Here is a 22,115-nt window from a genome sequence, read left to right as displayed (position 1 = left end):
AGCAGTTTTCATTCCATCAGCTGAGCTGCGATTGTCGCACCGAGGTTCCAGCACGCCTCGACGTCAGCCTTGCTCGGCTTTCCTGAAACCGAAACGGTATCAGCGGATTTCACCCACCCTAAACCGTTTGCGATGCCGGCGACCGCCCGCTCTGCACCCTCGGTGCCCTCGTTTCCATGCAGGTACAAACCGAACGGGCGCCCCTGAGTCGAATCGAGCAATTGGTAGTAGGCGCAATCGAATGCGTGCTTCAGCGCGCCCGAAATGTAGCCGAGATTCGCCGGCGTGCCGAGCAGATAACCGTCGGCCTCCAGCATCTCGACGGGCGACACGGTCAGCGCCGGCCGACGCAAGACTTCCACACCCTCGATCTCGGGGGCGGTGGCCCCGGCCACCACCGCCTCGAACAGCTCCTGGCAGTGCGGCGAGGGCGTGTGATGGACGATCAACAGCGTCTTGCTCACGGGCGTGCCTCCAACTCGACCGCCGTCTTCATGGCTTCCCGGGCGCGGCGGCGGTCCCCCGCATAGTCGTAGGCCCGGGCCAGCCGATACCAATGCCGCCAGTCGTCGGGGTCGGCTTGCACTTCGGTGCGCACGGTGGCGAACAACTCGTCGGCCGCGTCACGCTGGATGCGACCCGACGGCCGCCGCGGCAGCGTGCTGGTGTCGAGTTCCATTCCCTGCTCGGCGATCAGGCGTGCCAGCTTCTGGTGCGCAAATCCGGCCCGCAGCGTGGTAATCATCGCCCACAGCCCGATCACCGGCATGATCAACACCGCCAGCCCAAGACCAACGGCGGCGACGCGCCCCGACGCGATCATCACGACCGCCAACCGGCCCAGTAGCACGAAGTACAGCAACATCGCCGCGCACAGGAACGCGATCAGCAATTGCGCGCGCAGCGACCTGTTCATTGCAGGTTGAGCAGGGGCTCGAGCCCCACGGTCAGCCCGGGGTGGTCCCGAATGCGGCGCACCGCCAGCAGCACGCCCGGCACGAACGACGTACGGTCCAGGCTGTCGTGGCGGATGGTGAGTGTCTCCCCCTCGGTGCCGAACAGCACCTCCTGGTGGGCGACCAGCCCGGCCAACCGCACCGAGTGCACGGGTATCCCGTCGACGTCGGCGCCGCGCGCACCGGGCAGGCCGGTGCTGGTGGCATCGGGATTGGGCGGCATGCCTTTTCGGGATTCGGCGATCAGCTTGGCGGTGCGAGTTGCGGTGCCCGACGGTGCGTCGGCCTTGTGTGGATGATGCAGTTCGACTACCTCGGCGGAGTCGAAGAAGGGTGCCGCCTGCTTCGCGAAATGCATTGACAGCACCGCACCGATCGCGAAGTTCGGCGCGATCAGCACCGACGTGCCTGCGCTGTCGGCCAGCCACGCCTCGACCTGCTGTAGCCGCTCGGCGGTGAAGCCCGTCGTGCCCACCACGGCGTGAATTCCGTTGCCGATCAGGAACTCTAGGTTGCCCATCACCACATCTGGGTGAGTGAAGTCGATGACGACCTCGGTGTTGCCGTCGGTCAACAGGCTCATCGGGTCGCCGGCGTCCACTTCGGCCGACAAGGTCAGATCGTCGGCGGCCTGCACGCCCGCCACCATCGCCGTCCCGACCTTGCCCTTGGCTCCCAGCACTCCTACCCGCATGGCGTTCACCCTAGACGGGCGGTCGGGTGGCCTTTGTCCACAGTTGGGCCTTTGTCGACAAGCTGCGCCTCTGCCATCGCTCGGTCCGATAAACGCCGACACAATTCGAACATGTATTCGATTGGCTTCGGGCGCAGGTGTCCGCCGCCCTGAACTTCGATGCATTGGGCCCCACCGTCCGGCTGCGAGCGCTCGAACGGATGGAAGCCTCACGCCGACGACAGATTGCGTCAAGCCACGACGTCATTGCGAGCTTGCCCATGGAGGAGCCGGCCGCCATGGGTGGCCCGATTCCAAGGTCATTGCCGATTGCCTGCGGATTAGTTACGCCGAAGCTCGCCGCCGAGCAAAGGACGCCGAACAGCTATCTGGGCGCACAACCCTCACCGGCCATCCATTAGCAGACCTATTACATTGTATGAGACATAATCGTCTCATACAATGTAATAGTGATGTCTCATATGACACGAGAATGGAGCGCAGCCTGCAGTCAACGCATGCCGGGGAGGATGCGGTGATCACAGCTGGTGGACGTTGGCCGTATCAGGCCTGCAGGCGGAGCTAGGGTGTCGGAAGTGCTGGAAGGCAAGGGGATGTTGTCGCGGCGTGCACTGCTCGCGCTGTTCGGCGTCTCGGCTGCGGCACTGAGTGCGTTAAGGAGGGCCAGCGGTGTGGCCCGCTATGACTACGTAATCGTCGGAGCGGGTTCGGCAGGATGCACGCTGGCGGCTCGGCTTTTGGCCGATTCGGAAGCGACGGTGCTTTTGATTGAAGCAGGCGCATCGAATGCCCGGCCCGACGTGCGTAACTTTGACGATCCGCCAAAGTTACGCAGGCCAGGATCCTCGCTTATCTGGCCGTTCGAATCCGAACCACAACCCGCTCTGCTGGGCAGAACCATGGCATTTACCTGCGGGAAACTGGAAGGCGGGACCAGCTCTATCAATGGGATGGTGTGGGTCCAAGGAAATGCCGCGGACTACAACTCGTGGTCAGAGCAAGGGTGCGCGGGCTGGGACTGCGCTAGCGTGCAAGCCTCGTTTGACGCGTTGACAGGGCCGATCAGACCATCAGATGAATTGTCGCGCCGTATTGCACTCTCGCACGGTGCGGTGCAGGCCGGGGTTGATCTTGGTCACCCCTTCAACCCCGATTACAACGGCGCAAGACAACTGGGAGTCGGCTACACGCAGTTCAACATCGTTGACGGCGTCCGGCAGGACGCGTTCACGTCCTTCGTGGGGCCATATCTCAGCGATCCGCGACTGACGGTCCTGACAAACGCGGATGTCGTCCGGCTGGAGTTCAATCCGGACAACGCCGTCGAGCGGGTCGTGGTCGACAGGGACAGTCGAGAAATCAGCTTTTATGCCGACCGGGAGGTCATTGTCTGCGCCGGGACAGTCAACACGGTGAAATTGTTGCACCTGTCCGGCCTGGGGCCGGCGGCAGATTTGGAAAAGCATGGCATAGCTGTGGTCGCCGATCTGCCGGGAGTTGGGGCAAACCTACAGGACCATCTGATCTCCCTAATTGCCCGACCGCTGCGCCAGCCCCTTCCTGCGGAGAAAGGGGTCACTATGTTGGCCAGTATCTTCTCTGGCGCCGAACCATCCACGACACCCCGGTTCCAGTTTCAGTTCTACGGAAATCGGCAGACCTACGCGCCATTCCCTGCCAATTCAATGACAATCGGCGGGATAAACCTACACCCAGCCAGCCGAGGATTCGTGGAGTTGAGATCGAGCGACCCGCGCACACCACCTGTCGTTCAGCCCAACTTCTTGCAGGCAAGTGAGGATGTGGAGGCATCTCTTGAAGCGTACGAAATGGCGCGCGAACTCATCAACGCAAAATGTCTACAACCTTGGCTGAGCCGCAAAAGCGGTGTTCCGTCAGCGAAGATCACAACCCGCGGTGAACTCCTCGCAGCATTGCGCACCTACACCACGTCCAACTTCCACCCTGTTGGCACCTGTCGCATGGGGATCGACAAACACGCCGTCGTTGATCCCCAGCTACGCATTCACGGGGTCACCGGCCTACGCATAGCCAGCGCCGCAGTCATGCCCACCATCACCTCGGGAAACACCAACGCCCCCGCTATGATGATCGGAGACCGTTGCGGTCGCACCATTCTCGAGAACACATAACATACTGACAGAAACGTCCCCGGCTGTCTGAAAACGGTGGATGTTACAGACCCCCCAAGAACTAAGAAAACAACTCCACTGTATCGCGGTGATTTTGTTACAGCGTACCGAGTATTGCTTTTTTCATATGCCACACCGGTGGCCTCTCGACGAACCAGAAAGATAAGAGACGGTGACGCAGAAAAACATCCTCATCAATGGAGGCGGTATCGCCGCCATGACACTGGCATTCTGGCTGCATCGGCTCGGCCATACTACAACCATTGTGGAACGTTCCGACCGGTTGCGATCAGGAGGCCATCTCATTGATTTGCGTGGGCCATCCATGGAACTTGCCGAGATGTGCGGCATACTCGATGCCTTACAAGAGAGGGCCATAAATTTTGGGGATTCTGTCTGTGTAAATAAGCATGGCCGCAAGATAGGGGAAATCCCTTCTGAGGCGTTTAGCGGGGAGCTGGAAGTAAGCTGGGATGATTTAACCCATATCCTCTATGACGTCGTGAAAAACACGATCGAATATCGGTTCTCATCGCATGTTGTGGCCCTCCTCGATGGCGATGACGATGTCCATGTTCAGTTCAACGACGGAACGACCGGAACCTACGACCTCGTAATCGGTGCTGACGGACTGCATTCACGGATCCGCGCCCTGGCTTTCGGACCCGAAAAAGACCTCACAGAGCAGCTCGGGGCTTACATGGGGTCATTCCTAATGCCCTACGAGAAACCCAGCCGCCATCGAGTGTTCCATTCTGCATTCAAGCGCACCATAATTTTACAAAGCGCCGAGAATGAGCACGGCAGATCGGATATGGCCCGCGTAGTGCTAATCTCCTTTCCTAAATATATTGAATTTAATTATCGTGACACTAATCAGCACAAACAGATTCTTGCCGAAAACTTTGCGCATACCGGCTGGGAGACGCCACGTATTCTCGCGGAGCTGAAGGATGCTTCTGAACTTTATTTCGATTCATACAGCCTTGTGCATCTACCTTCGTATTCGCGCGGTAGAGTATGCCTGGTCGGGGACGCCGCATACTCCGCATCACCAGCCTCTGGCATGGGTACAACGTTGGCAATAACCGGGGCTTACGTACTTGCCCACGAAATAGATAGATCCAATGACCACGCACAAGCATACGTACGTTACCAGAACCACATGAAACCATTCGTTGCTGAGTGTCAGAAACTTGCGAAAACAAACCTATCCGCAGCATTCCCCACGACGACTCTCGGTCACATGAAGTGGCGAGCACGACTTCTCGCAAGTACAAGTATGCCCGCTGTCGGAAAAATTCTGAACAAACTGATGATCGGCCGCATGCTGAACACTTCGTCGAGCTTCGACCTGCCGCACTACGACAACTAGCTGTGTTCTTGCATTCGGCACTCGACGGCTACTCACGACTCGCCCACGCCCGGTGTCGGTGGCGGGCGCGATGTCGCGATGCAACCCGGTGATGGCCTCCGCGATGGGGCCGCGGGGCTACCATCTACCACCCCTGGGCGGCTTTCTGCTGACACTTACGGCGCATACGCGCAGACTTGCGGCCCGATCTCCTAGGCCGCGAACGCGGCGAGCTTGCAGCAATCCTCCAACTGCCGTTGCACCCAAAGATTTACCGTCCACATCCGCAGAAATCCGCGCATACACCGCCGCCGACTGCAACATCGACATCGCCAATCTGACGTTCGCGTGCAAGCCACACCACAAACTGGCCGGAACGGGTTGGCGGACAGGGAAATCAGCAAACGCTCGCACGGAGTGGATCCCGCCGCCGCAATGAGACCGCGGCGCCCGCACCAACGACTACCATCACCCCGAACGGCTCCTGGGTAATGACGAGGCGTGCTGACGCTACTTCTTGAATCGCCCGGCGAACCCGCGCAGCGCAACGTCGGCACTGGTGATCAGCCCCGGCCGCGCCGCCACTACCGACCTGATCGAGGCCAGCGCAGGCATCCCGGTCACGGTCATGCCGATCGACGCGAAGTTGTCCGGATTGGACAGGTCCACGCCGGGCTTGGGGAAGATCATGTGCTTGTTGTAGACGCACGGGTCGCCCTTGATCTGGGTGATGTAGCAGCCCTTGATATCCCAGTGCGGATCGGTATGCGGGGTCATCTGCCATTCCAGGTGCGTCTCGACCAGGGGCACCCCGTCCACCATGCCCTGGTACTTGATGTAGTTGCCACCCAGTGAACCCTTGGGCAGGGTGTACCAGCCCAGGTCGACGTCTTTCGTGCAGGCACCCAATTCGTAGCTGAACTTGACCTCGTCGAGTTTCACGTCGAAGCAGTCGGCCATCATCAGCACGCTGTCGGCGAAGACGCGGGTGTACTTCTCCAGCTTGCCCGGAATCGACGGATCATCAACCGGCAGGCCATAACCCACCTCGATCCAGGTGTCCTTGGAGTGATGGCACGATACGTCCACGGACTCGATCGTGGTGACGTTTTCGATGTCGGCAACATCGGCCGAGCAAACTACTCCGAGGATCTGATTCAGACCCGGGTTCATCCCGGTGCCGTAGAAGGTCGCACCGCCCTTCTCGGCGGCCTCGGCCAGCAGCTGGCTCACCAGCTTGCCGGATGGGTGCGGGTGGTTGGTGTCGCGGTGCCAGCCGGTGATCCAGTCGGCGGTGGTGACGATATCGATGCCCGCCTCAAGCACTTTGACGTAAAGGTCCTCGTCGGGGAACACACCGTGGAACGTCAGCGCGTCCGGCTTACCGGCGATGATCTCATCGATGCTGCCGGTGAACTTCACTCCGTTGGACCCAAGGCCGGCGAACTCGCCGGTGTCCTTGCCGACCTTATCCGGCGAATAGCAGTGCACGCCAATGAGTTCAAGATCGGGCTGGGTGGCGATCCGCCTGATCATCTCCGAACCGACGTTTCCGCTTCCGACTTGGAAGACGCGAATCGGTCGCGCGGGTGCATTCATTCCATTCAGCCTTTCTGGGATGCTGCGTACACTTCGGCGGCACTGCCGCCGATACCGTCAGGATAGAATTGCTTGGCCCACTTGCGAATTGCCGTGAACCCTTCGTACTCGTCGGTGGCCAGCGCGGGCGGATCCGAATATCGCTGGTGCTGCCAGATTTCGATGTCCTGCTCGAACTGCCGGATGACTTCTCGCCCGAACTCCTGTGCCTTGGCTCGCGCCTTTTCAAGGCCCGCTCCGGCTTCCATGCCCGGCACCCGGCCGATGTACACCATGAATCGGACATCGGAGGTGCAGTCGTCGATTGGCGTGATCGCCGAGATGGTGCGATTGTCGACCATGCCCCAGCTTTTGGTCACCGCGATACCCAGTCCGCCGTTGATCGCCTCGACACCACTGTTGACATCCTCGATCCGCTGCCCGTCATCGCCCTCGAAGGTGATGGTGAAGTCGACGAAGGACACCGGCTCACCGAAGTCGTGGCGGGTGAAGACCGGCACGATCGGCGTGTTGTGCACGTACTTGAAGTGCGCGAAGTCCACCCCGTTTTCCAGCACGTACTGCGGATGCAGTTCCAGGCCGGCGCGGTACAACCGCTGCTGCGGGTAGTAGCCGTCCGCGCTGCTGCCATCACCGAACGCGGCGAACACATCCGGGGCGTCGAAGAACGGCTCGCGGCGCTCGACGTCGTGCCAGATGTAAACCGACGCGTTGCGCTCCACCACGGGATAGGTGCGCACCCAGCGACCGCGGTTGGGGCGGTCCTGATACGGGATGCACACGTTGCGGCCCTCACTGCTCCACTGCCAGCCGTGGAACGGGCACTGCAACACCTCGCCGAGCACCTTGCCGCCGTAGCCCAGGTGCGCACCGAGGTGCTCACAATAGGCGTTCATGACGGTGAGCTGGCCGGATTCGGCCCGCCAGGCGACCATCTCCTGGTCGAAGTACTTCATCTTGTGGACGTCCCCGACGCCGATCTCCTCGGACCAGGCGACCTGGAACCATCCGGTCGGTTTCATCGACAACGGCGGCTTTGCCATCTGAGCTGCCCTCCTCGCGTACGAATGATAGCGGCGCCGCGCACAAATCAGAGTACCATCTATGAAAACGGTAGTGCGCTAGCCCGCCGTGTGCAAGCAATCGATTAGGATCGGCCGATGGCGCAGCGGACTACTCGGCATGTTGCACAGGCCGGCATCGTGGGCCGGCGTCCCAACCGGCGCGGCAGCGCGACTCGCGAGAACATGCTGGAGGCCGCGTTGCGGTCGCTGGCCTCCGGCGAGCCAGGTTCGGTGTCCGCCAATCGCATCGCCAAGGAGATCGGCGCCACCTGGGGCGCTGTTCAGTATCAGTTCGGCGATACCGACGGTTTCTGGGCGGCCGTGCTGCACCGCACCGCCGAGCGGCGCGAATCGACGTTCTCGACACTGTCGACACCGGTCTCACCGGACGCACCGCTGCGCGAGCGGGTCAGCATCATCATCGAAACCCTGTACCGTGGCCTGGCGTCCGCGGATTCACGCGCGATTGAAAATCTGCGCGCAGCCCTCCCCCGGAATCCCGACGAACTCGAACGCCTCTATCCGCTCACCGCGGCCGAGTTGTTCTCCTGGGGCAAGAGCTGGCTGGAAACCTGTCAAAACGCTTTTGCCGGCCTCGATGTCGACCCGAACCGGGTACTCGAGGTAGCCGCACTCATCCCGGGCGCGATGCGCGGCCTGGTGTCGGAGCGCCAGCTCGGTTCTTACGCAGACCTGGACATGGCACGGCGAGGCCTGACCAACGCTCTGGTCGCCTATCTCGAACAATCCCCGCCGGACTGACCTCAGGCGTCGATGACCAGTCGGTCAGCCTTTGCCCGCGACACACAGACCAACATCTCGCCGTCACCCACAGCCGTGCGCCCACGGTGATCGACTTGTCCGGCAAGCACTTTGACCTTGCACGTCCCACAAAACCCCTGCTGACAGGAGTATGGAGTTGTCGGCTCGAGGTCGCGCATCACGTCGAGCGCCGACCGATTCGCCGGAACACACAGCAGTCGCTGCGACCGCGCGAGCTCGAGCTCGAAGGGGACTCCGTCGACGACCGGCGGCGGGTTGAATCGCTCGTAATGCAATGGCGCGTCGGCGTGTTCGTTACGCGCCAGACGCACCGCCTCGAGCATGGCACCCGGACCGCACACGTAGACCGCGGTCGTCGGCCCGGCGCCGGCCAATAAGTCATCGACGGCGGCGACCCGGCCGTGTTCGTCGTCGGCCCACACAGTCACCCGGTCCGGCGCCACCGACACGACTTCGTCCAGCAGCGGCATGTAGTCCCGACTGCGCCCGGCATAGATTGCGCGCCAATTGATTCCGCGCTGTACGGCTACACGGAGCATCGGCAGCATCGGCGTCACACCGATGCCGCCGATCACGAACAACACGTCGCGTTCGGCCGTGCCGAGGTAGAAGGCATTTCGTGGGCCTTCGAACATCAGCGTGCTGCCTACGTCGAATGCGTCGTGCATTTCGATCGAACCGCCACCTCCGTCGGCTATCCGGCGGATGGCGATGCGGTAGTCCGTCCGTCGCCCGGGTGTCCCGCACAACGAGTACTGGCGTCGCCGGCCCGAGGGCAGCGAGACGTCGATGTGCCCGCCGGGGGTCCAAGACGGGAGCAAACCGCCTTGCGGGTCAGCCAATGTCAACGCGACCACGTCGGGCGCGACGAGTTCGCGTTTGGTGACGACGGCGGCCTGGGTGCGACGCACGGATTTGATCCGTGAGGGCTCCCATCGCGATAACGAGGCGAACCCGTCATACAGCACCCGGATGCCCCACAACAGCGTGCCGAGGCGGTCCCGGTCGCGCCGACCGTAGAGGTCGGCCGGCCTACTGGTCCAAATGCTTTCCCGCACAGGCAAATCCCCCACAATACTCACGTCGGCCGAATGTCCAACCGCGCGAGCAGCCGAATCGCCGACGGGCTGATCCGGCGCATCGCGTAGCCGATCCTGGACTCCGCCGCGACCGGCAGCACCGCCGGACCGCTCTTGACGGCCTTGACGATCGCCTCGGCGGTGGCCTCCGGCGTGTAGTTGCGGCGCCGGTAGGCCACGTCGGCCTTGCCTCGGGCGCGCTCTTGTTCGTCGGCTGACATCCCGGCGTAGACGGTGCTTTTGGCGATATCGGTGTTGACGAACCCGGGGCACACGGCGGTGACGGCAATCCCCTCGTCAACGAAGTCGGCCCGCAACGATTCGCTGAATGCCAGCACCGCCGCCTTCGTGGTGCTGTAGGCGACCATGGATTTTGACGGCAGGTATGCCGACGCGGACGCCACATTGATGATCGTGCCGCCCTCGCCACGCTCAACCATCTGAGCGCCGAATGCCCTGCTGCCGGTGATCACGCCGCGGAGATTGACCCCGATGATGTCTTCCCAATTCTGCGGGCTGGTCTCCAGGAAGCGGCCCGCCATCCCGATGCCGGCGTTGTTGACAAGGATATCGACCACCCCGTGGTCGCTGAAGACCTGTGCCGCAAGGTCATTCATCGACTTCCCATCACTGACGTCTGCTTGGTACACCGCGGTCTGCGCACACGCCGCGCGCACGGCATCCGCGGTCTCGTTGGCCGCGGCGAAGTCTCGGTCGACGATGACCACCTTGCGGGCACCGCGACGAGCCAGCTCCACCGCGGTGGCCCTGCCGATACCGGCACCCGCGCCGGTGACCAACGCGAGTTTCCCAAGTATCTCGTGCGGGCCGCCGACCACCGACGGCTCGGTTGCGGTGACCGTGCCGGCAGCGCTTCGCTCGATCCACTCGCTGGTCAACCGGGCCACGACATCGGGGCGCGACGTCACCACCCAATGGCCGCCTTCGATCGAAATCACCCTGCCGCCAGCGGGAATCGCTCCGGTGAACCGCTGCACAGCCGGAGTCACGAAGATGTCCTTGCGCGGCACCAATACCTGGACCGGGACAGTGGTTTTCGAAAGCTCGCGCCCAGGCAACAGCATCGGCCCCGGCATGTTCGCCCGATACAGGTTGAGCCCGTTGACGTAGTCGGTGATCGATCGAGGTGTCGCGCGGCGTTGGCTACGCGTGCTCGATCGGCCGATACGTTCAAAAGCCTCAACGACTTTCACTCCGACCCGGGAGCGGAACGCCAGCTCCGGCGCACCTGGACACAGGAAGAAGGGGATGTACGCCGAGCCCACCAACTGCCTGGCGACCTGCGCGAGTGTGCGGGGAGTGCGCGCCGATCGCATGAACGCGCCGACGTACTGCAGGTGCGGGCCCGAGACCGACGTGAACGAGGCGATTTTGCCCATCACCGATTCGTCGGTGACCGCCGCCCAGGCTTGAATCGAGCCCCAGTCGTGGGCCAGCAGGTGAACCTGATCGACTCCCAGGCTGTCGATCACCGCACCGAGATCCGCCAGCAGATGCACGAAGGAATATCCGGATCTGTTTGCCGGACGCGATGATTCACCGGCGCCGCGCACGTCGTAGGCGACGACGTTGTACTGGCCGGGGTAGCTGCGCGCGAACTCCTCGGCTACCGGATCCCATACGTGGTGGTTATCGGGCCAGCCATGAACGGCCAGGATGGTCGGGCGCGCCGCGTCGACTTCGGTGTAGCGATGGACGGCCAGAGCCACACCGTTGGATGATGTGTAACCGAAACTAATGGTCATGGGTCAGTGCGACGCCCGCGCCGCAGGTGATACGGCCAGGTAGTCGACGGCCAGTCCGAGCCCGCCCAATTGTGAGGGGTGAAAACCCGGCCGGTAGTAGTTGGCGACGCCACGCACGAATCGCCTCGGGCCGGGCAACAGACCCCGGCGTGCGGCTTTGAAGTAATCGCGCCAGCGTGGCTTGGCACCCGGGGGCAGCTGCGGGTCCACCGAATACAGGTAGCGAACGCCGCGAATCCACAGCAGCAACATCGCCGGCGAGACAATCAGCTGCGCGCGTACCTGTCGCCAATAGCCGGCCCGCAGATGCTTCATGGTGTCGAAGGCCACCGACTTGTGCTCGACTTCTTCGGCGCCGTGCCACCGGAGCATGTCCAGCATCACGGGATCGGTGCCGATGGCGTCGTGAGCCGGGGTGTTCAGAATCCACTCACCCAAGATGGCGGTGTAATGCTCGATCGCGGAGATGAACGACACCTGCTCTAGCAGCCAACCGTCCTGTCGCCGCTTGCTCCACCCGGGCCTGTTTCCCAGCAGCTTCTCGAACATCCACCTGATCTGGCCGGTGTAGGGCGTCACGTCGATGCCCTGAGCGTCGAACCGGTCGAGCACTCCCGAGTGCGCCTGAGAATGCACCGCCTCCTGCCCGATGAATCCCTGCACATCCAGACGCAACTGGTCGTCCTTAATCAGCGGCAGCGCCCTCTTGAACACCTCGACGAAGAATTCTTCGCCGGCGGGCAGCAGCAGGTGCAGGACGTCGAGCATGTGAGTGGTGAATGGCTCGTTGGGCACATAGTGCACCGGCAGCTTTGCCCAGTCGAACGCGACATCACGCGCCTCGAGCACCAGCCGCTCGTGATCCAGCGATGCGTCGTGCGGTCCCGCAGCCTGGTCGTCGACAGTGAACATGTGGCCCCCTACCTGCGCGTTTACCGACCATCAAAGTCGTTTCGGTGAATATCGGGCATGGCAAGTATAGGTTCGGAACCCAGATATGCGAAACCGCCGGTACCGGGTTTTTCCCTTGCGGTCCTCAGCAGGCCGTGACGTCGCGGCGCAGGTCGTATTGGTCGGGGTCGGGATTGGCCAACATGGCACGGTGTTCGGCCGGTGTGAGAGGCCACACCTCGGGCACGCCGTCTTTGTTGAGGTACCAGCTGTTGCAGCCGGTGGTCCACACGGTGTCCGGCATGGCGGCACGCAGCTTCGCATTGAAACGCTCGGTCGCCGCGGCAGTCGGCTCGACGGTGTCGAATTCGCGACGGCGCCAGCGCTCGATCCAGCCCAGGATGTGGTCGGCCTGCGATTCGGCCACGGTCGTCAGCGCAAGATTTCCCACCGGGCTGTGCGGCCCCAGCATCATGAAGAAGTTGGGAAAGCCGGACAGCGCGACGGTTTGGTAGGCGCGCGGACCGTCGCGCCAGACTTCGTTGGCACAAGTCCCGCCCCGGCCAATCAGCTCCATCGGCCGGAAGAAGGCATGCGTGTCGAATCCCGTTGCCAGCACGATGATGTCGCTTTCGTGCAGCACGCCGTCGGCGGTGACGATGCCGCGCTGTTCCACATGATCGATGGCGGCGGTGACGAGTTCGACGTCGTCGCGCTGCAGTGCGCGGTAGAAGCCGTTCGACATCACCAGTCGCTTGCAGGCCGGCGTGTAGTTCGGCGTCAGCGCGCGACGCAACTGCGGATCACGCACTTCCCAGAGGCTGGCGCGGCACAGCGTCGCCATGATCTTTCGACGTACGCCCGGCTTGGTCAGTCCGACCGCGAAGAAGTCGTACCCAAGGCTGTAGATGCGGTACGCCAACCAATCGAGCCACGGCAACTTCCGTCGGGTAATCCCGGTGAACCTGCTGTAGTGGGGATTCGCCAGCCGTAGCACCCATTGCGCGGTGCGCTGGAACAGCATGACTTTGCCCGCCACACCAGCCAGGCCGCAGACGAGTTGGACACCGGTGGATCCGTTGCCGATCACCGCGATTCGGCGCCCCTGCACCGCAATACCATGATCCCAGCGCGCCGAGTGAAAAACATGGCCGCCGAAGTCGTCCAAGCCCGCGATCGATGGCATCCGCGGATGATGCAGCACGCCGGTGGCCGAGATCAGGAAGTCGACTTCTGTCTTTTCGCCAGTATCCGTGCGCAGCACCCACCGACCGTCGTCGAAGCGCGCATGGGCAATTTCGGTGCCGAACCGGATCCGGTCTCGCAGCCCGTATTGGTCGGCAATGTCACGGAAGTAGGCCTGGATTTCCCCGCCGGGCGAGAACAAGTGCGACCAGTTCGGATTCCTGGCGAAGCTGTACTGGTAAATGCGCGAGGGGATGTCGCAGACCAGCCCAGGATAGCTGTTCTCCCGCCAGGTGCCGCCGACCTCGTCGGCCTTTTCGTAGATGGTGACGTCAGTAATACCGCTGCGCAGCAAGGTAATTGCGATGCACAGGCCAGACATGCCTGCTCCGACGACGGCTACGGCGGGATCGCGTCTCGTCATCGGAGTACCGCCCTCTCTGACTACCCGGCCTCGGCGCGCTGCTTGAGGCGTTGCAGGGTCAGCTCGATGTTCTTGGTGTTGGCGGCCACCCGATCGGTGACGCCGGTGGCCTTGCCGGAGAGTTTGCGGAACCAGCCGGGCCGACGGTCCCAGGTGCTTTCGGTGACCCGGCAACCGCCGTCGGACGCGACAATGTCGTATTGCCAGCGCGCGACGGGAAAGACCGTGTGTCGCACGTCGAACGCGAAGATGCGGCCGGGCTCGGCGTCGGTGACGGTGCATTTCGTGCTCCACCGCCTGCTGCCGTTTTCGTTATGCCCGGCGAACACCGCTCCCCGACACGCAGCATCGCCCTTGCACCACTGCATGGCGGTCGCCTCTTCGGCGAGTAACAGCAATGTCGGCAGGTCGGTCAGGAGCGAATAGACCAGATCGGGGCAAGCGTCAATCGCGACGGAGGCCGAAACGCACGGGTCGATCATCGGTGGATCATAACCACAGCTAACTCGCGGTAAGCCTAGATCGGTGCGGCTCCGCGCAGATGCTCGAAGATCAACGAGGTCTGGGTGCCGGCGACGTCGGCGTCGGCATTGAGGTTCTCCACCACGAACGAACGCAGGTCCTCCGTGTCGCGGGCGGCGACGTGCAGGATGAAATCGTCTGCGCCGGCGAGGAAGTAGACGTCGATCACCTGTCGTTTGCCCCGGGTCTGGTGGATGAAGCTGCGGATCTTGCCGCGCGCATGGGATTGCAGGGTGACCGAGATCATCGCCTGCAGCGGCATCCCCACCGCCGCCGGGTCGATATCGGTGTAGAAACCCCGGATGACGCCGAGGTCCATCAACCGACGCACCCGGCCATGACACGTCGATGCGGCGATGCCGACCGCCTCGGCGAGCGCGTTGTTGGTGATGCGGGCGTCGGCGTGCAGCAGGCCCAGAATTCTTCGGTCGACGTCGTCGAGGTCGGCAGGCCGGAGATCCTTCGGTGAGCCACCCAGTCCAACGGCAACATCGGTAATCTTATCGACCATGCGCCGATATTACAGAATTAACATCAGTCTATTTGCCCCACGGCCGAACTTTCTTCACAATTGAAGGATGCGCGTCGGCATCCCCACCGAGACCAAAAACAACGAATTCAGGGTCGCTATCACCCCGGCAGGCGTCGCCGAACTGACGCACCGCGGCCACGAGGTGCTCGTCCAGGCCGGCGCTGGAGAAGGGTCGGCCATCACCGACATGAAGTTCAAGGCGGCGGGCGCCCAGTTGCTCAACTCCGCCGAGCAGGTATGGGCCGACGCCGATCTACTGCTCAAGGTCAAGGAACCGATGCCGGCCGAGTACGGCCTGATGCGCTCCGGGCAGGTTTTGTTCGCCTATCTACATCTGGCCGCGTCACGTGCCTGTACCGGCGCGCTATTGACCTCCGGTACCACCGCGATCGCCTACGAGACCGTTCAGACCGCCGACGGGGCACTACCGCTGTTGGCCCCGATGAGCGAGGTCGCCGGCCGGTTGTCCGCCCAGATCGGGGCGTACCACCTGATGCGCACGCAGGGCGGGCGCGGCGTGTTGATGGGTGGGGTGCCGGGCGTCAAGCCCGCCGACGTCGTGGTCCTCGGCGCCGGTACCGCCGGCTACAACGCGGCCCGGGTGGCCAGTGGCATGGGAGCCAGTGTGCGGGTGCTGGACCTCAACATCGACAAGCTTCGGCTGCTCGACGCCGAGTTCACCGGCCGCATCCAGACCCGCCACTCGTCGGCCTACGAGATCGAAGGCGCCGTCAAACGCGCCGACCTGGTGATCGGGGCCGTCCTGGTGCCCGGCGCCAAGGCGCCTAAGTTGATCACAAATTCTCTTGTCGCACAGATGAAACCGGGCGCAGTGCTGGTGGACATCGCCATCGACCAGGGTGGTTGCTTCGAGGATTCTCGACCGACCACTCACGATGACCCGACGTTCGCCGTGCACGACGCGGTGTTCTACTGCGTGGCGAACATGCCCGGCGCGGTCCCGAACACCTCGACGTACGCGCTGACCAACGCGACCATGCCATACGTGCTGCGGCTCGCCGACCAGGGCTGGCAGGCGGCCTGCCGGTCGGATCCCGCTCTGGCAAAAGGTCTTTCGACCCACCAGGGTGCGCTGCTGTCCGAACGGGTGGCCGCCGACCTGGGCTTGCCGTTCAGCGAACCGGCCAGCGTGCTGGCCTGAAACTCAGCCCTGTCCGGTCAGCCACCCCAGCACCGATTTCGTCACCTCGGCGATCAGCGGTTGCAGCGCGTCGGCGTCGGGGTTGGGTGACTGCGAGCGGGTCATCAGCGACAGCAGCACCCGCTGCCCAGCTGACCCATAGACCATGCCGATGTCGTTGGTGCTGCCGTAAGCCCCGGCGCCGGTCTTGTCGGCAGTGGTCCACCCCGGTGGCAGGCCCGCCCGCATGCTTGAGGTCATGTTGTCGCGCATCCATTGTTCCAACTGAGCACGCTGCGCCTCGCCGAGAACCGTTCCAGTGAGCAGCTTTTGGAATCCGGTGCCCAGGGCCCGCGGGGTGCTGGTGTCGCGCGGATCGCCAGGGATCGCGGTGTTCAATTCAATCTCCCAGCGGTCCAACCGCGTTCGCTCGTCGCCGATGGAGCGAGCGAAGTCGGTGATGGCCGGCGGTCCGCCGATTTCGGTCAACAGCAGATTGGCGGCGGCGTTGTCGCTGCGCTGCAACGCGGCTGCACACAATTGCGCGAGCGCCATGGTGTTGCCTGCCTGCGGCGCGGTCACCGGAGAGTTAGGCAACAGGGCGGCGGGGTCGATGAAAACCGGTCGCTGCAAATCTAATTCGCCGCGCTGGGCTTTCTGCAGCACCCGAGCCGCTGCATAGGCCTTGAACGTCGAGCACATGGCGAACGGCTCGTCCTCACGATGCGCCAAGGTGTGGCCCGATCCGACGTCCGTCGCGAAAAGGCCGATGTAGGCATCGTATTGGCGCTCCAGCTCTGCCAGGCGGTCATCAACCTGAGCCGCATCGGGCACGGCGAACGCGCGTCCACAGGCACTCAGCACCGGCAACGTTATTGCGGCCAACAACATCCGCCGTCGTGTCAGTTCATCCACGGTGCGCTACTCGTTGGGCGTGAGGCTCGCGACGATATCGGCCACCGGTCCGGGCTGCGCTTTGCGGAACGACGTTCCCGCCCAGAGGTTCATGCCGTTCGGGTCTTCCCGGTCGGCCGCGGCTTCCCGGATCGGCAGCGTCATCTGGTTGACCTCGGGATAGCCCAGCGGCGCGATGTTGTCGAAGAGGCGAATGAATTCGTTCTCCAGACCACGCGCATAACGGCCCGAGAACGCGCGCGTGACGATGGTCTTGGCGAAGAGTTGATTCTTCATGGCGACACGATGCCCGGGGCTGGTGCCGGCTTCGTCGCTGAGCAGCAGCGCGGTCCCGACCTGCGCGGCCACCGCCCCCCGGCGCAGCACGCTCGCCACATCCTCGGCGGTGCCCAGCCCACCCGCGGCAATGATCGGGACGTCGCGGTGCGCCCGGTGGATGCGGTCGATCAGGTGATGCAGCGACTCACTGCCGGGGTCCACGTCGGGGGCGAAGGTGGCGCGGTTCCCGCCGGCATTGGGGCCCTGGATCACCAGGCTGTCCGCACCGGCGGCGACGGCCACCCCGGCCTCGTACACCGATGTCACCGTGACCATCACCAAAAGCCCGAGCGCGCCGAGCCGCCGGATCACATCCGGCGACGGCACTCCATAGGTGAACGACACCAGCTCCGGGCGCAGGTCGGCCACCACCTCGAGCTTGCGCGTCCAGTCGTCATCGTGGCCGTATTCGGGCCGGCCGACGTGGACCTGGTAATGCTCGGCTACACCTTCGAGTTCGTCCGCGTAGAAGTCCAGTGCCACCCAGTCGGCCACGCTGGGCTGGGGTACCAGCAGGTTCACGCCGAGCGGGCCGGTGGTGGCGGCGCGCGCCGCAGCGACGTCCTGCGCGAACTGGTCTGCACTCAGGTACCCGGCGGGCACGAATCCGAGTCCGCCCGCGTTGGACACCGCCGCCGCCAATGCCGGGCTGCCGGGTCCGCCCGACATCGGTGCACCCACAATGGGCACCGCGATGTCCCAAAAACCCAGTACCATCCGGCTAGTCCGCTGACGGCGAGCACCGGGACGGCGCGAGTAAGGAGGCGGACATTGAGCTACCGTACCATTGCCCGAAGTTGTTGCGGCAGTGACCGTTTCGAAGCATATGGCCCCAGAACGGCGGCGCCGAAGCGCTTGGTCAGCAGCTGGCCGGCCACCGCGTTGACCTCGTCGACGGTCACACCGTCGATCTGCCGCAGGGTGTGCTCGATGCTGCGGTGCTTGCCATAGTTCAATTCGCTACGACCGATGCGGCTCATACGAGAACTGGAGTCTTCCAGGCCGAGCACGATCCCGCCACGCATGGAGCCCTTAGCGATGCGGCATTCCGCCTCGGTGATGCCGTCGCGTGCCACCGATCCGAGCACCTCACTGGTCACCCGCATGACGTCCACGAACCGCTCGGGCAAGCACGCGGCATACACCGACAGCGCACCGCTGTCGGAGAACACGTCGACCGAGGAGTAGACCGAGTAGGCCAGCCCGCGCAGCTCGCGAACCTCTTGGAACAACCTTGAACTCAACCCGCCACCCAGCGCGGTATTCAGCACCGCCAACGCCCAGCGATGTTCCCAAGTGCGCCCGGGAGTACGTACGCCCACCAACACATGGGTCTGCTCGGCGTCCCTCTTCGCCGCCAACAATCCTGGCTGGCCGGCCACGCGTCCGGCGCCCTTGCGCGGCGAAATAGGCTGGCGCCCACGGACTAAACGCGATCCGAAGTGATCCCGCACCAATGCGACGACCTGGTCGTGGTCGACATTGCCGGCCACCGCGACGACCATCCGTTCCGGCGTGTAGCGCCGCATGTGGAATGAGTGCAGCTGAGCCCGCGTCATCGCCGACACGGATTGCGCCGTACCGATGACCGGGCGTCCCACCGGATGGTCACCGAAGAGCGCCGAAAGGAACATGTCCCCCAGCGCATCCTCTGGGTCGTCGTCGCGCATCGCGATTTCCTCGAGAACGACATCGCGTTCGAGCTCGACATCCTCGACAGCGCAGCGGCCGTTGAGCACCACGTCGGCGACGAGGTCGATGGCTAGCTCGAGATCACTGTCGAGCACGTGCGCGTAGTAGCAGGTGTGCTCCTTGGCGGTGAACGCGTTCAGCTCACCTCCGACGGCGTCCATCGCCTGGGCGATGTCCACCGCCGTGCGGGTCGGCGTCGACTTGAACAGCAAATGCTCGAGGAAATGCGCGGCTCCGGCAACGGTCGCGCCTTCATCGCGCGATCCGACACCGACCCACACCCCGACCGACGCGGAGCGCACCGCGGGCAGGTACTCGGTGACCACCCGCAGGCCGCCCGGCAAGGTGGTGCGCCGCAACGTGGCCTGCAACAGAGGTTGCGCCTCGACGGCTTGTTTGCCCTGCCGCAGGGCACTCACCCGACCGGGGCGCGCCCCGGGTAAGTCAGCTGCTGGCCGTCGCGGCATCGGCGGTGGGTGCGGTCTCCGGGGAATCCGCGGCGGCGGAGCTGTCTTCGTCAGCCACCAGGACCAGCGAGATCTTGCCCCGCTTGTCGATATCGGCGATCTCCACACGCAGCTTCTCGCCGACGTTCACCACGTCCTCGACCTTGGCGATGCGCTTGCCCTTACCGAGCTTGGAGATGTGCACCAGACCGTCGCGACCGGGCAGCAGCGACACGAACGCACCGAAATCCGTTGTCTTGACCACGGTTCCGAGGAATCGCTCGCCCACTGTCGGCAGCTGCGGGTTGGCGATGGCGTTGATCCGGTCGATCGCTGCCTGCGCCGAGGGCCCGTCGGTGGCGCCGACGAACACGGTGCCGTCGTCCTCGATGGAGATCTGAGCGCCGGTCTCCTCGGTGATCGAATTGATCATCTTGCCCTTGGGCCCGATGACCTCACCGATCTTGTCCACCGGCACCTTGATGGTGGTCACCCGCGGTGCATACGGGCTCATCTCGTCGGGTGCGTCGATGGCCTCAGCCATCACCTCGAGGATCGTCAGGCGCGCATCCTTTGCCTGCGCGAGCGCACCGGCGAGCACCTGCGACGGGATCCCGTCCAGCTTGGTGTCGAGCTGCAGCGCGGTGACGATGTCCTTGGTGCCGGCGCACTTGAAGTCCATGTCGCCGAACGCGTCCTCGGCGCCCAGGATGTCGGTCAGCGTGACGAAGCGACGCTCCGTCTTGCCGTCCACCTCGACGTCGTCGGAGACCAGGCCCATCGCGATGCCGGCCACCGGCGCCTTGAGTGGCACGCCGGCGTTGAGCAGCGCCAGCGTGGATGCACACACCGATCCCATCGAGGTCGAGCCATTGGAGCTCAGGGCCTCGGACACCTGACGGATCGCATAGGGGAACTCTTCGACGCTGGGCAGCACCGGAATCAGAGCCCGCTCGGCGAGCGCACCATGCCCGATCTCACGCCGCTTGGGCGAACCGACCCGGCCCGTCTCACCGGTGGAGAACGGCGGGAAGTTGTAGTGGTGCATGTACCGCTTGGAAGTTTCGGGCCCCAGCGAGTCGATCTGCTGGGCCATCTTGACCATGTCCAGTGTGGTGACACCCAGGATCTGGGTCTCGCCGCGCTCGAATAGCGCGCTGCCGTGCGCGCGCGGCACCAGGGCGACCTCCGCCGACAGCGCGCGGATGTCGGTGATGCCACGGCCGTCGATGCGGAAGTGATCGGTCAGAATGCGCTGGCGGACCAGCTTCTTGGTCAGCGAACGGAACGCGGCACTGACCTCTTTCTCCCGGCCCTCGTAGGTCTCGGCAAGCCGCTGCTGCACCTCGCCCTTGAGCTCGTCGGTGCGTGCGTCGCGCTCGGCCTTGCCGCCGATGGTCAGCGCCTTGGCCAGCTCGTCGATGGCCACCGAGGCGACGGCGTAGTACACGTCTTCCTGGTAGTCGGGGAACGTCGGGAACTCACCGACCGGCTTGGCGGCCGCGTCGGCCAGCTCCTGCTGAGCGGTGCACAGCGCGTCGATGAACGGCTTGGCGGCCTCCAGGCCTTCGGCCACAACGGTTTCCGTCGGCGCCTGGGCGCCGCCCTCGACGAGTTCGATGACCTTGTCGGTGGCCTCGGCCTCAACCATCATGATGGCGACGTCGCCGTCTACTTTTCGGCCGGCCACGACCATGTCGAACACGGCCCGCTCGAGTTGCTCGACGGTCGGGAACGCGACCCAGGTGCCGTCGATCAGCGCCACCCGCACGCCCCCGATGGGACCGGAGAATGGCAGCCCGCTGATCTGGGTGGAGGCCGACGCGGCGTTGATCGCCAGCACGTCATACAGGTCGTTGGGGTCCAGGCTCAGGATCGTCACCACGACCTGGATTTCGTTACGCAGGCCGGAGACGAACGACGGCCGCAGCGGGCGGTCGATCAGCCGGCAGGTCAGGATCGCGTCGGTGGAGAGCCGGCCCTCACGACGGAAGAACGAGCCGGGGATACGGCCCGCGGCGTACATCCGCTCCTCGACGTCGACCGTCAGCGGGAAGAAGTCGAAGTGTTCCTTCGGCGACTTGCTGGCGGTTGTCGCCGACAGCAGCATGTTCTCGTCGTCGAGGTAGGCGACGACGGCGCCGGCGGCCTGCTGGGCCAGCCGGCCGGTCTCGAAACGCACGGTCCGGGTCCCGAAGGTCCCGTTGTCGATTGTGGCGGTCGCCTCGAACACGCCTTCATCAATTTGAGCTACAGACATAGGTGTCCGTACAGCCTCTCTGGGTTATTCAGCTTTTTCGCGTCGTCACACGCGACCCGAAGAGGGCCCGGGCCAGCTCACCGGCCCGGACGGACCCGCGAGCCACCCCTGAGAGCTTCCCTGAGATACCTGGAGTCTGAATGCGGCTACGGCCATCGATCGAAGCGGCCGACCTGCTCCAGATCCGGAGAGCCCGGCTGCCACTACCGAAGACCGCCCGATACAGACTGGGCTGCTCCCGTCGTGACACGCTGGAACGGAACACGCGGATCTGCGCGGACCGCACCATTTGTTCGGGCCAGACAGGCCCCAGAACGCTCCCACTCTACATGGGCGAACAC

Annotated in this window: 19 protein-coding genes and 1 pseudogene; 5 read left to right on the top strand and 15 right to left on the bottom strand. The window is 63.8% G+C overall.

The features are described 5' to 3' along the window. Positions 1 to 8: 8 nt before the first annotated feature. The 3 genes from H7K34_RS15825 to dapB are packed head-to-tail and all read right to left on the bottom strand — an operon-like array spanning position 9 to position 1,650. Entirely contained in the window at positions 9 to 464 is a 456-nt protein-coding gene (locus H7K34_RS15825) for a flavodoxin family protein (RefSeq protein WP_264062937.1), read from the bottom strand. Then, complete coding sequence (locus H7K34_RS15820) at positions 461 to 916, bottom strand: tetratricopeptide repeat protein (RefSeq protein WP_264062935.1); 456 nt, start codon at positions 914 to 916, stop codon at positions 461 to 463. Before H7K34_RS15820 ends, H7K34_RS15825 begins: the two co-directional genes overlap by 4 nt. After that, complete coding sequence (gene dapB, locus H7K34_RS15815) at positions 913 to 1,650, bottom strand: 4-hydroxy-tetrahydrodipicolinate reductase (protein WP_264062934.1); 738 nt, start codon at positions 1,648 to 1,650, stop codon at positions 913 to 915. Before dapB ends, H7K34_RS15820 begins: the two co-directional genes overlap by 4 nt. 137 nt (positions 1,651 to 1,787) lie before the next feature. Here dapB and H7K34_RS15810 point away from each other — a divergent pair. From H7K34_RS15810 to H7K34_RS15800, 3 genes and pseudogenes are all read left to right on the top strand, one after another. After that, positions 1,788 to 2,050 (top strand): annotated as a pseudogene (locus H7K34_RS15810) (DUF222 domain-containing protein); the annotation flags it as partial. Positions 2,051 to 2,216: 166 nt separating this feature from the next. Next, positions 2,217 to 3,803: a GMC family oxidoreductase gene (locus H7K34_RS15805; protein ID WP_264062933.1), complete on the top strand. Its 1,587-nt coding sequence runs from the start codon at positions 2,217 to 2,219 to the stop codon at positions 3,801 to 3,803. Positions 3,804 to 3,975: 172 nt separating this feature from the next. Beyond that, entirely contained in the window at positions 3,976 to 5,178 is a 1,203-nt protein-coding gene (locus H7K34_RS15800; RefSeq protein WP_264062932.1) for an FAD-dependent monooxygenase, read from the top strand. A gap of 489 nt (positions 5,179 to 5,667) precedes the next feature. On the opposite strand, the gene H7K34_RS15795 is transcribed toward H7K34_RS15800, so the two are convergent. Together H7K34_RS15795 and H7K34_RS15790 are read right to left on the bottom strand one after the other, a co-directional pair. Further along, the gene (locus H7K34_RS15795) at positions 5,668 to 6,756 is read right to left on the bottom strand and encodes an NAD(P)H-dependent amine dehydrogenase family protein (protein ID WP_264062931.1); all 1,089 of its coding nucleotides are present in this window, start codon (positions 6,754 to 6,756) and stop codon (positions 5,668 to 5,670) included. A 5-nt stretch (positions 6,757 to 6,761) separates the two neighbouring features. Further along, on the bottom strand, positions 6,762 to 7,799 hold the full coding sequence (locus H7K34_RS15790) for a Rieske 2Fe-2S domain-containing protein (RefSeq protein WP_264062930.1): 1,038 nt from the start codon (positions 7,797 to 7,799) through the stop codon (positions 6,762 to 6,764). A 204-nt stretch (positions 7,800 to 8,003) separates the two neighbouring features. On the opposite strand from H7K34_RS15790, the gene H7K34_RS15785 reads away from it, so the two are divergent. Continuing rightward, the gene (locus H7K34_RS15785) at positions 8,004 to 8,582 is read left to right on the top strand and encodes a TetR/AcrR family transcriptional regulator (protein ID WP_108920111.1); all 579 of its coding nucleotides are present in this window, start codon (positions 8,004 to 8,006) and stop codon (positions 8,580 to 8,582) included. A 2-nt stretch (positions 8,583 to 8,584) separates the two neighbouring features. On the opposite strand, the gene H7K34_RS15780 is transcribed toward H7K34_RS15785, so the two are convergent. The 6 genes from H7K34_RS15780 to aldR form a co-directional block, all read right to left on the bottom strand. Next, a complete protein-coding gene (locus tag H7K34_RS15780) occupies positions 8,585 to 9,667 on the bottom strand; it encodes a PDR/VanB family oxidoreductase (RefSeq protein WP_264062929.1) in 1,083 nt (360 codons plus the stop codon). Between the two features lie 14 nt (positions 9,668 to 9,681). After that, entirely contained in the window at positions 9,682 to 11,448 is a 1,767-nt protein-coding gene (locus H7K34_RS15775; RefSeq protein ID WP_264062926.1) for an SDR family oxidoreductase, read from the bottom strand. 3 nt (positions 11,449 to 11,451) lie between these two features. Next, positions 11,452 to 12,360: a metal-dependent hydrolase gene (locus H7K34_RS15770; RefSeq protein ID WP_108920006.1), complete on the bottom strand. Its 909-nt coding sequence runs from the start codon at positions 12,358 to 12,360 to the stop codon at positions 11,452 to 11,454. 124 nt (positions 12,361 to 12,484) lie between these two features. Then, positions 12,485 to 13,948 carry a flavin-containing monooxygenase gene (locus H7K34_RS15765; RefSeq protein WP_264062923.1) on the bottom strand — a complete coding sequence of 488 codons (1,464 nt, stop codon included), beginning with the start codon at positions 13,946 to 13,948 and terminating at the stop codon, positions 12,485 to 12,487. 20 nt (positions 13,949 to 13,968) lie between these two features. Next, positions 13,969 to 14,430, bottom strand: coding sequence for an SRPBCC family protein (locus tag H7K34_RS15760; protein WP_264062921.1), 462 nt, complete (start codon positions 14,428 to 14,430; stop codon positions 13,969 to 13,971). A gap of 35 nt (positions 14,431 to 14,465) precedes the next feature. After that, a complete protein-coding gene (aldR, locus tag H7K34_RS15755) occupies positions 14,466 to 14,981 on the bottom strand; it encodes an HTH-type transcriptional regulator AldR (protein ID WP_264062920.1) in 516 nt (171 codons plus the stop codon). A gap of 67 nt (positions 14,982 to 15,048) precedes the next feature. Here aldR and ald point away from each other — a divergent pair, with 67 nt between their 5' ends. Continuing rightward, complete coding sequence (ald, locus tag H7K34_RS15750; protein WP_264062919.1) at positions 15,049 to 16,164, top strand: alanine dehydrogenase; 1,116 nt, start codon at positions 15,049 to 15,051, stop codon at positions 16,162 to 16,164. A gap of 3 nt (positions 16,165 to 16,167) precedes the next feature. Here ald and bla read toward each other — a convergent pair whose 3' ends face one another. Genes bla through H7K34_RS15730 form a run of 4 tightly spaced genes read right to left on the bottom strand, consistent with a single transcriptional unit; the run spans position 16,168 to position 21,774 of the window. Next, entirely contained in the window at positions 16,168 to 17,058 is an 891-nt protein-coding gene (gene bla, locus H7K34_RS15745) for a class A beta-lactamase (protein WP_264062918.1), read from the bottom strand. A 6-nt stretch (positions 17,059 to 17,064) separates the two neighbouring features. After that, positions 17,065 to 18,093 (bottom strand): nitronate monooxygenase, encoded by a 1,029-nt coding sequence (locus H7K34_RS15740; protein WP_264062917.1) that lies wholly within the window; start codon positions 18,091 to 18,093, stop codon positions 17,065 to 17,067. A 59-nt stretch (positions 18,094 to 18,152) separates the two neighbouring features. Then, positions 18,153 to 19,535 carry a M16 family metallopeptidase gene (locus H7K34_RS15735; RefSeq protein WP_264062916.1) on the bottom strand — a complete coding sequence of 461 codons (1,383 nt, stop codon included), beginning with the start codon at positions 19,533 to 19,535 and terminating at the stop codon, positions 18,153 to 18,155. Beyond that, positions 19,513 to 21,774, bottom strand: coding sequence for a polyribonucleotide nucleotidyltransferase (locus H7K34_RS15730; protein ID WP_264062915.1), 2,262 nt, complete (start codon positions 21,772 to 21,774; stop codon positions 19,513 to 19,515). Before H7K34_RS15730 ends, H7K34_RS15735 begins: the two co-directional genes overlap by 23 nt. Between the last annotated feature and the right edge of the window lie 341 nt (positions 21,775 to 22,115).

Origin of the sequence: Mycobacterium montefiorense, from assembly GCF_025823255.1 — a bacterium.
Taxonomy (GTDB): domain Bacteria; phylum Actinomycetota; class Actinomycetes; order Mycobacteriales; family Mycobacteriaceae; genus Mycobacterium; species Mycobacterium montefiorense.
Note: the sequence above shows the minus strand (reverse complement) of the source record. Positions and strands in the feature narration are given on the sequence as shown.

Bases quoted from the DNA above. Each gene is read 5' to 3' on its own strand.
- H7K34_RS15760 (WP_264062921.1), bottom strand. From the start codon at position 14,430: ATGATCGACCCGTGCGTTTCGGCCTCCGTCGCGATTGACGCTTGCCCC.
- H7K34_RS15820 (WP_264062935.1), bottom strand. From the start codon at position 916: ATGAACAGGTCGCTGCGCGCGCAATTGCTGATCGCGTTCCTGTGCGCG.
- ald (WP_264062919.1), top strand. From the start codon at position 15,049: ATGCGCGTCGGCATCCCCACCGAGACCAAAAACAACGAATTCAGGGTC.
- dapB (WP_264062934.1), bottom strand. From the start codon at position 1,650: ATGCGGGTAGGAGTGCTGGGAGCCAAGGGCAAGGTCGGGACGGCGATG.
- H7K34_RS15795 (WP_264062931.1), bottom strand. From the start codon at position 6,756: ATGAATGCACCCGCGCGACCGATTCGCGTCTTCCAAGTCGGAAGCGGA.
- H7K34_RS15730 (WP_264062915.1), bottom strand. From the start codon at position 21,774: ATGTCTGTAGCTCAAATTGATGAAGGCGTGTTCGAGGCGACCGCCACA.
- aldR (WP_264062920.1), bottom strand. From the start codon at position 14,981: ATGGTCGATAAGATTACCGATGTTGCCGTTGGACTGGGTGGCTCACCG.
- H7K34_RS15735 (WP_264062916.1), bottom strand. From the start codon at position 19,535: ATGCCGCGACGGCCAGCAGCTGACTTACCCGGGGCGCGCCCCGGTCGG.
- H7K34_RS15765 (WP_264062923.1), bottom strand. From the start codon at position 13,948: ATGACGAGACGCGATCCCGCCGTAGCCGTCGTCGGAGCAGGCATGTCT.
- H7K34_RS15785 (WP_108920111.1), top strand. From the start codon at position 8,004: ATGCTGGAGGCCGCGTTGCGGTCGCTGGCCTCCGGCGAGCCAGGTTCG.
- H7K34_RS15790 (WP_264062930.1), bottom strand. From the start codon at position 7,799: ATGGCAAAGCCGCCGTTGTCGATGAAACCGACCGGATGGTTCCAGGTC.
- H7K34_RS15775 (WP_264062926.1), bottom strand. From the start codon at position 11,448: ATGACCATTAGTTTCGGTTACACATCATCCAACGGTGTGGCTCTGGCC.
- H7K34_RS15770 (WP_108920006.1), bottom strand. From the start codon at position 12,360: ATGTTCACTGTCGACGACCAGGCTGCGGGACCGCACGACGCATCGCTG.
- H7K34_RS15740 (WP_264062917.1), bottom strand. From the start codon at position 18,093: ATGGTACTGGGTTTTTGGGACATCGCGGTGCCCATTGTGGGTGCACCG.